At 37.3% G+C, this 9,168-nt stretch carries 7 protein-coding genes and 1 tRNA gene; 6 read left to right on the forward strand and 2 right to left on the reverse strand.

Features of this window, described 5'->3' with window-relative positions; genetic code table 11:
• Positions 1–136: 136 nt before the first annotated feature.
• Positions 137–796, forward strand: coding sequence for an HAD family hydrolase (locus JT739_RS12085; RefSeq protein ID WP_237661379.1), 660 nt, complete (start codon positions 137–139; stop codon positions 794–796).
• Here JT739_RS12085 and JT739_RS12090 read toward each other — a convergent pair.
• Complete coding sequence (locus JT739_RS12090; RefSeq protein WP_237661380.1) at positions 780–1,700, reverse strand: peptidoglycan-binding protein; 921 nt, start codon at positions 1,698–1,700, stop codon at positions 780–782. The two genes, JT739_RS12085 and JT739_RS12090, sit on opposite strands and share 17 nt — an antisense overlap.
• A gap of 188 nt (positions 1,701–1,888) precedes the next feature.
• Here JT739_RS12090 and JT739_RS12095 point away from each other — a divergent pair, with 188 nt between their 5' ends.
• A complete protein-coding gene (locus JT739_RS12095; RefSeq protein WP_237661381.1) occupies positions 1,889–3,640 on the forward strand; it encodes a sigma 54-interacting transcriptional regulator in 1,752 nt (583 codons plus the stop codon).
• 68 nt (positions 3,641–3,708) lie between these two features.
• On the opposite strand, the gene hcp is transcribed toward JT739_RS12095, so the two are convergent.
• A complete protein-coding gene (gene hcp / locus JT739_RS12100) occupies positions 3,709–5,340 on the reverse strand; it encodes a hydroxylamine reductase (RefSeq protein WP_237661382.1) in 1,632 nt (543 codons plus the stop codon).
• 145 nt (positions 5,341–5,485) lie between these two features.
• On the opposite strand from hcp, the gene JT739_RS12105 reads away from it, so the two are divergent.
• From JT739_RS12105 to JT739_RS12120, 4 genes are all read left to right on the forward strand, one after another.
• Positions 5,486–5,574 (forward strand) — tRNA-Leu (locus tag JT739_RS12105).
• A gap of 461 nt (positions 5,575–6,035) precedes the next feature.
• Positions 6,036–7,172, forward strand: a complete 1,137-nt coding sequence (locus JT739_RS12110) for a L,D-transpeptidase family protein (protein ID WP_237661383.1) — start codon at positions 6,036–6,038, stop codon at positions 7,170–7,172.
• A gap of 79 nt (positions 7,173–7,251) precedes the next feature.
• The gene (locus JT739_RS12115) at positions 7,252–7,812 is read left to right on the forward strand and encodes an RNA polymerase sigma factor (RefSeq protein WP_237661384.1); all 561 of its coding nucleotides are present in this window, start codon (positions 7,252–7,254) and stop codon (positions 7,810–7,812) included.
• A 39-nt stretch (positions 7,813–7,851) separates the two neighbouring features.
• Positions 7,852–9,123, forward strand: a complete 1,272-nt coding sequence (locus JT739_RS12120; protein ID WP_237661385.1) for a DUF4349 domain-containing protein — start codon at positions 7,852–7,854, stop codon at positions 9,121–9,123.
• Positions 9,124–9,168: the final 45 nt, after the last annotated feature.

The following is a 9,168-nucleotide window of genomic DNA, read 5'->3' on the forward strand; positions in this document are numbered from 1 at the left end:
ACAATTATTTTACACTATGATCAATGCATAAAATGTATCGATGAGCATAGTATTGTATGCAGATAAGGCTTAACTTGAAAAAAGGCCGAAAATAGACTATAGTTTAATAAGAGTTTAAATAGAAAGGAGACTTTTTTTGAAATACAGAGCTGCTATATTTGATCTTGATGGAACGTTACTAGATTCCCTTCAAGACTTAGCTGATTCAGTGAATCAGGTGCTCAAAAGCCAAGGGTTGCCAGTTCATGAAGTGGAGAAGTACAAGTATTATGTCGGCAATGGAATGTATAATCTTGTTATGAGGACCCTTCCGCCTGATAAACGTGAAGAATCATATATAAAATACTGCGAAACATTGGTTAAAAAGGAATACGGCAAGAGGTGGGCTGATACTACAAAACCTTATGAAGGCATTCCTGAACTACTGAACAAATTCATTTCTTTAAAATTCAAACTGGCAGTGCTCTCAAATAAGCCTCACGAATTTACACAACTGATAGTGAAAAAACTATTGCCCCAATGGAAATTTGATGTGGTCTTCGGTGAACGGCAGGGTATTCCCAGAAAGCCTGATCCTGCAGGGGCTTTGGAGATAGCCCAAATTTTTGGAGTTCCTCCAAAGGAATTTTTATATTTTGGTGATTCAGGAACCGATATGACCACGGCAAAAGCTGCCGGAATGTTTGCGGTAGGAGTTCTTTGGGGCTTCAGGACTGCCGATGAGCTTCTGGAAAGCGGTGCCGATATACTAATAGAAAAACCCGCAGATATATTAAAGTTTATTCAAATAACATAATACCCAGTGCCTCATATGTTTCTGCATCAACGTTCCCGGAAGGATTTAATCCGCGGGATTTCTGAAATTCTATAACCGCTTGCCTAGTTTTGTATTCATAGATTCCGTCTAGGGGCCCGTCATAAAACCCATATCCTGCTAAGCGCTTTTGGACTTCCAACACATCTGACCCTTTAGAACCTTGTGTAAGTGTATTAAAACCAAATGTAAAGGGTCCGTCTACTCCTCCTACTATAAATACTTTTGTGCCTATTTTTACCCATTCATATACTTGCTCCACATGGGCATTGTGCATGCGGATGCACCCACCTGATTCGAATGCACCTATGCTCCATGGCTTGTTGGTGCCATGAATTCCATAAATACCCCATGGGACGCTCAATCTCATCCAGCGGGAACCGAAACCTTCCCCCCAGGCATCTTTTTGTGTTATGGTGAAAAGCCCTATAGGAGTAGGTGTGCTAAATTTTCCTACTGCTACAGGGTAGCGTTTAAAAGGTTTGCCGTCATCTAAAACTATAAGTTCTCTATCTAGAGTCAAGATTACCAAACTAACTTCTCCTTTGGGCTTTTCCGAATCTATACGTGCTGCCGGCTGTTCATATAATTCTGCAAGTTTCTGAAAAGTCTTGGGGCCGAATATGCCATCAACGTATAGGCCTTCTCTTTTTTGAAATTCTCTTACAGCATTGGCGGTGGCCTCATCATAAATACCATTTATCGAATCTATAGAATAACCTAGCTTATACAGCTGGGTCTGTATTTCCCTTACATCTTCACCGTACATAGGCGGATTTTGCAATTTTAAATACCGTTCCTCTTCACAAGAACACGGAGGAGTTTTTGCACCAGTTATGAAAATAAGCGTTGCTATTATAAACCATAGAAAGCTTTTTACTTTCATTTCATCACCTCATATTGATATTTTTCGTCTGTTTTAATATTTTAATTCAATGACTGATGACAAGTAATTTTTTACATATGTGGATAAAAAAATTATTTTTTATTAAAGAGGTTTTTAGAATCTGATGTAGAAATATTTATATACTGTATAAAATTTTATACATTGCTAATGTCTAGGAGGAAATAGACTTGAAAACCGATTTTTTGATGGATATAAAAGTAAGAGATGCCCTAAGGAAAGAAGTAATTCTGGTTCATGATAATATAACTGTGGAAAATCTAAATGAAATTATGCTTTTAAAAAAGCAGGAAGAAGTGCTGGTAGTTGACGATAACAATGAGATAGTTGGCATTATCACAAGAAACGACCTGGCAAAAAGTTTTGCACGTGGTATTGAGTTAAATACAGAAATTAAGCACATTATGACACGCAATGTGTTTTTTTTGCACCCTGACAAACCTTTACTTGAGGCCCGAAGCGAGATGCGCAATTTAGCCATTAGCAGGGCTCCGGTTTTGGATGATAGCGGGCAGTTGCTAGGTCTGCTTACAGGAAAAGGCATATGTGATGCGTTTTCAAAGCGGTTAGAAAAAGCAGTGAACTTTCAAAACCTAATTATGGATAATATAAAAACAGCCATATGCATTTTAAACGATAAATGCGAAATACTAGCCTACAATAAAGCTTTTGAACAATTATTTAAGCCCTCTAAGATATTTAAACCAACAACACATCATTTTTTACCAGGAAAACTGGCTGAGAAAATAAAAAAAGGCGAAACACCCCTTGATGAAATATATTTTGAGAGTAAAGATGGTCGCAAATTTTTGCTAAAGACCTGTCCTTTTAACTTTGATGAAAAATTATGTGGAATGATAATGAATATAGAAGAGATTTCTGACGTAATAAATCTTATAACAGAACTGGAAAAAGCCAATCATAGGATGATGTTTTTAGAAAAACAATTAGGCGGCACTGAAGAACAAACCACTTTTGGAAAACTAACCAGCAAAAACCCAAAAATGATTGAAGTAATTGAATTGGCAAAACGCACAGCGCTGACAGATGCTCCTATATTGATAAAAGGTGAAAGCGGGACCGGCAAGGCAATACTAGCCTCTACCATACACGAATATAGCAGCAGGCGCAAGGGCCCCTTTGTTAGGGTAAACTGTGCAGCTATACCGGCCAATATTTTTGAAAGTGAACTTTTTGGTGTTGATATAGCTGACTTTGATACAACGGCAAATTCTGAAAAAGTAGGCCTTCTAGAATTAGCAAATAAAGGTACCATCTTTTTTGAAAATATACATGATATGCCAATGGATGTACAGATGAAACTTAAAAGTTTCATAGAAAATAAAACATTCTATAAAACCGGCAGCAATACCCCTGTTAAAACCGATGTGAGAGTAATAGCTTCTACAGATAAAGATCTTTCCAGTTTAGTTGAAAAGCAAAAATTTTGCCGAGAATTATATGAAGATATTAATATTGTTTCCATGGAAATTCCACCGCTTAGAAAGCGCAGCGAGGATATTGTAGATTTAGTAAATGGCTTCATACGGGAATTTGAGCTGCATTACAATAAAACAATTGAAAATATAGATTCAGAAGTCTTAAAAATTTTTATGGATTATAGTTGGCCGGGCAATATTAGGCAACTGAAAAATGTAGTAGATAGATTGGTAATTTTATGTGAACATGGGAAAATTACTGCTGATGACTTACCAGAATATATTAAACAGGGAAATGACTATCATCCTACCCTACAGGAAGTCAGTAATTTGAATCAGGCGTCTGATATTGCAGAAAAGCAAGTGATAATAGAAGCTCTAAAAAAATGTTCCTTTAACAAAACAAAAACTGCAGAGTATTTAAAGATTTCCAGAAGCACACTATATAATAAGATGAGGGAATACAATATCCAGGTAAATTAATGGGTATTTGACAAAATAGTAGCTCCTCGTTCACTAAAAATATAAAGTGAGCGAGGAGCTATTGTAATTTACTCACCCATAAACAATGCCATATCTTCTTCTACTGTACCCATCTTGGCAATGCCAAAGTTTTCTACAAGAACTTTTGCAACATTTTGTGATAGAAAAGCAGGCAGCGTTGGGCCTAGGTGAATATTTTTTACACCTAAGTATAAGAGGGCAAGCAGCACTATTACAGCTTTTTGCTCGTACCAGGCAATATTATAGACAATAGGCAGTTCATTGATGTCATTTAGCTGGAATATTTCCTTAAGTTTTAACGCAATTAGTGCCAGCGAGTAAGAATCATTGCACTGTCCAGCATCTAAAACTCTGGGTATGCCGTTAATATCCCCTAAATCCAGCTTGTTGTAACGGTATTTTGCACAACCGGCTGTAAGTATAACAGTGTCCTTCGGCAGCTTTTTAGCAAATTCAGTGTAGTATTCTCTTGACTTCATGCGGCCATCGCAGCCGGCCATTACAAAGAATTTCTTAATGGCACCGGATTTTACCGCATCAACTATTTTATCTGCCAGTGCGAAAACCTGAGCATGGGCAAAACCGCCTACGATTTTGCCATTTTCAATTTCTTTTGGAGGATTTAATTTCTTTGCCATTTCAATAATAGGTGAGAAATCTTTCTTGCCGTTTTCATCTGCTTCTATATGTTTACAACCAGGATATCCTGTGGGGCCTGTGGTGAAAATTCTAGCTCTAATTTCTTCGCTTCTTGGCGGGACTAAACAGTTAGTTGTAAACAGTATTGGGCCGTTGAAGCTTTCAAATTCTTCAGTTTGCTTCCACCAGGCATTGCCGTAATTTCCTACAAAGTTGTCGTATTTCTTAAAGGCAGGATAATAGTGGGCAGGTAGCATTTCACTGTGAGTATAGACATCCACTCCAGTGCCCTGAGTCTGTTCTAATAGCTGTTCTAAATCTGTCAAATCATGGCCGGATACTAGGATTGCCGGGTTATTTCTTACGCCGATATTAACCTCTGTTATTTCGGGATTGCCATATTTTGAAGTATTAGCCTCATCCAGAAGCGCCATGGCTTTGACACCGTACTCACCTGTTTTTAAAGTTAAGGCTACCAGGTCGTCTACCGTAAGTGTATCGTCAAGGGTTGCAGCTAGGGCTTTGTAAATAAATGCGTAAAGTTCATCGTTTTCTTTTCCGATGTTTAGAGCATGGTGAGTATATGCAGCTAAGCCTTTTATACCGTAAGTTATTAGTTCTCTTAAGGAGCGAATGTCCTCATCTTTGGTAGAAAGTACGCCTACGGAAGATGCCTTTTCCAGCATAGCTTCTTTTGAGTCAACTTGAAAGACTGCTGCATCGTGAAGATTTTCTGCCTTCACTTTTGCCCTCAGCTGGTCTCTAAGAGAAATCATCTTATTAATTTCACGTTCAATAGCTTCACCGTCAAAGTTGGCATTGGTGATGGTCATAAAAAGTGCATTTAACACTTCGTGATTTATCTCGTCTAAATCCTTTGCATTTAAATTTCCTTTTTGTACTATTTCTGAAATGCCTTTAAGTGTATAAATTAATAAATCCTGAAGTTTTGCAACTTCCTCGGTTTTGCCGCATACTCCTTTAATAGTGCATCCTATGCCCTTTGCAGCTTCTTGGCACTGATAACAAAACATTCCCATATGTAATACCTCCTCATTTCTTATGCTACCACCTATAGTAATTTAAAACTATGTTCAAGTCTGTGACAGATATCACAAAAACGTACTATTGAATTTTTATTTGGGGTATGGTAATATATTTATTGCAACTGACATTTTATTTTGTGCCGAAGTGGTGGAATTGGCAGACGCGCTGGACTCAAAATCCAGTGGAGCTCAAACTCCGTGTGGGTTCGACTCCCACCTTCGGCACCAATATTGAAATTTCAAAGTTTTAAGGATATCTCAGAGTCCAAGGGACTCTTTTTATTTATCATAAGCAAACCCTAAGTGTTGAATCTGGTTCACATTCAAAGTTGCCTATATACGGACTAAGGTCATTTAGACTTTGGTCTGTATTTAATTATAAAGGTTCATTTTTCGATGAATTTGCCAAACACAAGTGACAATATGGGTACTTCTTCGGTGGTGTAAAACACATTTTAGAGAAAGATGATTTTACAATTGCCAATCTCGAAAATGTTTTTACAGAATACGATCAAAAACCCGATAAATCTCATCAGGATAGGCCTTTCTTTTTTAAAGGGCGTCCTGAAGGAAAAATTAAAGACCCTATCCCTTTGACAATAATATTTTATTAATAAAATACACATAAACCCCCGTAAACGACATATTATGAATATGTCAGGACTTTATGCGAAAACGGGGGTGCCTTATTGAAAAAGGTTGCAATTTGCATATTGATTATTGCTGTATTATTTGCTTTTGCAGGAATTTCACAAGGATCAACGACTAACAAAATAATAATAAATATTCCTGCTTTTTCTCTTGAGTATTATGAAGGTGAAACTCTTATTAAAACCTACCCAGTGGCAGTTGGAAGAAGCACAAGTCAGACACCAATAGGTGATTTTCAAGTTATAAACAAATTAAAAAATCCCACATGGTTTCCTAAAGGGCGACAACCTGTACCTCCAGGGCCGGCCAATCCGTTAGGTACTAGATGGATTGGCTTTAAAAACGGTTACGGAATACACGGCAACAATAATCCTTTAACTATCGGTACTATGGCTTCTGCTGGTTGTGTGAGGTTATACAATCAAGACGTGGAAGAATTGTATGAAAAAGTAACCCTAGGTACACCTGTCAAAATCATCTATCAAACACAGTTATTACACGATAATGGTATAAAGCCTTATTTAGAAGTATATCCAGATATATACAATTTTGGCGTCAACACAAGAGAAGCCATTGTCGCAAAGTTGAATGAAAATAATATTCAAATTGAACAACAAAAGTTAGATTTATTGCTTGGCAAAGTAAATAAAGAACCGATTATTTTCAACCAAGGTTATTTTATGACATTTAACAAAAACCTCGTTACAAATGATGTAGTAGTAATGGACCAGAAAATTTATATAAACAAACAGGAAATCGAAAAATATTGTGGTGCGACATGTGAAAGCGCTTGGCCTGCAGTAATACAAGAACGTGAGTATATTAACTTTGACGAGTTTTTTAATAATGGGCAGTTTGACATAAAAATAAATCAAGAGGAAGAAATAATAAGCATCACAGGAGTTTTAATAACTGTAGACGGTGAATTATTAAAGGCGGGTTGTTTAAAAGAAAACAAAGTAACACTAATACCAATTAGACCTGTGGCAGAAGCTTTAGGTTGGACTGTATCCTGGGACAACGAGACAAGGACAGCTTTTGCAAATGATATGCCGTTAAAAACAGTTTTGATAAACAGCCGTTCATATATGACTCTAGAGGATATATGTTCAACTTTCAATCTTTACTTTGTAAAAGATAACGTAAAAGGGATTATAAATTTTTTCAGCCGGTAAATTCCGGTTATTTTTTTTGAAGGAATTTTGCTCACTGAGGTCGAATACCTAGGAGAGCAAAGTGAAGGGGGGAAAATTTTTGAACGCAGAAAAAGACCTCATACGCCGGGCAAAAAAAGGCGATGTTTCGGCTTTTGAAGAATTGATTTCCGGATATGAGAAAAAAGTATACAATACAGTTTACCGCTTTTTTAACAATTCAGAAGATGCTATGGATATTACCCAGGAAATATTTATAAAAGTATTTACCTCCCTCCACGGATTTAGGGAAAATTCCAGTTTTTCCACTTGGCTGTATCGAATTGCGGTAAATACTTGTATAGATTTTATGCGTAAAAAGAAAGATGAAACCCTTCCCATAAAAGATGAAATGATGGTGGGAAATGATACAGCTCACGGTTCTTACACGCGGTTACCTGAAGAATTTATAGAAAGACAGGAACTAAAACAAGCTCTTATGAAAGCTATAAATTCCCTGCCAAGTGAACAGCGTATATGTGTTATATTAAGGGATATTCAGGGCTTTAGTTATACAGAAATAAGTGAAATTTTGATGTGCTCCCTTGGCACTATAAAATCCAGGTTAAATAGAGGGCGCCGGGCATTAAGACAAATGCTAAAAAGTCCGGAACTTTTTTAAAAAAGTAGCGTCTATATTAGTACAAAAGGGGGTAACGATGTGGCATGCAGCACTCACTACGAAGATTTGATAGATAAATATGTAGAAGGCCTGGTAACCGTTGAGGAAAAAGAGATTCTGGAAAGTCACTTAAAGGTTTGCTCAGATTGCAGGCAAGAAGTTGAAGAACTTCAGCAGATAATAAGAGCCGCAGGTTCTTTGGGACAAGTAGAGTTGCCCGAAGACTTCACGCCTACTTTAATGGAGAAAATTAGGGACCTCTCTTATCAGCAGGTTTCTTATAAAAAAACACCGTCTTTGCTTAGTTTTATTAGAAATATTCCCGCAGTATTTTCCGACTGTTTTTACTACAATAAAAAGGCCTTTATTGCAGTGGTAGGCGTTTTCCTTGTTGGCATCTTTTTAGTTAGCGTGTACAATCAGAATAATTTAGGGATAAATTTTGCCACCAAGAGCACAAAAGACGAAGCAGCTTACGAAATTGCACCGGCAGAGCCTGACTTACTGATGATGGAGGGAGCCGGGGTATCTAATGGGCGGCAATTAGAAAGCGAAAGCGCAAGTTCCGTTCAGCAGATGAGCTCGGCAGACACAAGTCTTAAGGCATCTTCTACTCAGGAGCGAACACAAAAAATCATAAAAAATGCGCACATATCAATTTACGTAGAAAAATTCGATGCAAAAGTTGATGAGATAGTCAAAACTGTTGATGAGTTAGGTGGTTATATAGAAAACAGCCAAATTCAGGAAGGAAAGTCGGCAGATTCCCCACGTAGAGCCTATATGGCTTTGAGAATTCCGCAGGATAAGCTCAATGATGCACTGGATAAATTTAAAGCCATGGGGAGAGTTACCAATCTGCAAATAAGCGGTGAGAACATTACAGATGCTTACTATGATTCAGACGCTAGAATCCGCAATCTGGTCCAGCAGGAAGAGAGACTTCTTGAAATATTAAACATGGCTAAGAATGTTGATGAAATCCTTCGAATTGAAAGTGAGTTAAATCGGGTTAGAACTGACATAGATCTGTTGAGGGGCCAGCTTACCTCATGGGATAAAATGGTAGAGATGTCTTTAATAAATGTAAATTTGATTGAACAGGAGCCATCAAAAGAAAAAGTCACAACTATAACGCTTCGAGAGTTGTGGCAAAGAGCTAAACAAGGTTTTATTGCGGCTATAAATCTTTCACTAAATATGTTGGCATCTTTAGCGGAGGTTGTAGGTGCTCTTTTGCCTATAGCACTAATTATTGGTATTCCATACTTTATTATAAAGCGACTCTTAAACAAGAAGAACAAAAGTTAGCTCTAAATCCCTAAAGATTTAGAGCTTTTTTGTCATTCGAATACC

The sequence above is a fragment of the Tepidanaerobacter sp. GT38 genome, from assembly GCF_021991635.1.
In the GTDB taxonomy this organism is placed as follows: domain Bacteria; phylum Bacillota; class Thermosediminibacteria; order Thermosediminibacterales; family Tepidanaerobacteraceae; genus DTU063.

What these genes read in the sequence shown, in the direction of transcription:
- hcp (WP_237661382.1), bottom strand. Translation starts at nt 5,340, where the DNA reads ATGGGAATGTTTTGTTATCAGTGCCAAGAAGCTGCAAAGGGCATAGGA.
- JT739_RS12090 (WP_237661380.1), bottom strand. Translation starts at nt 1,700, where the DNA reads ATGAAAGTAAAAAGCTTTCTATGGTTTATAATAGCAACGCTTATTTTC.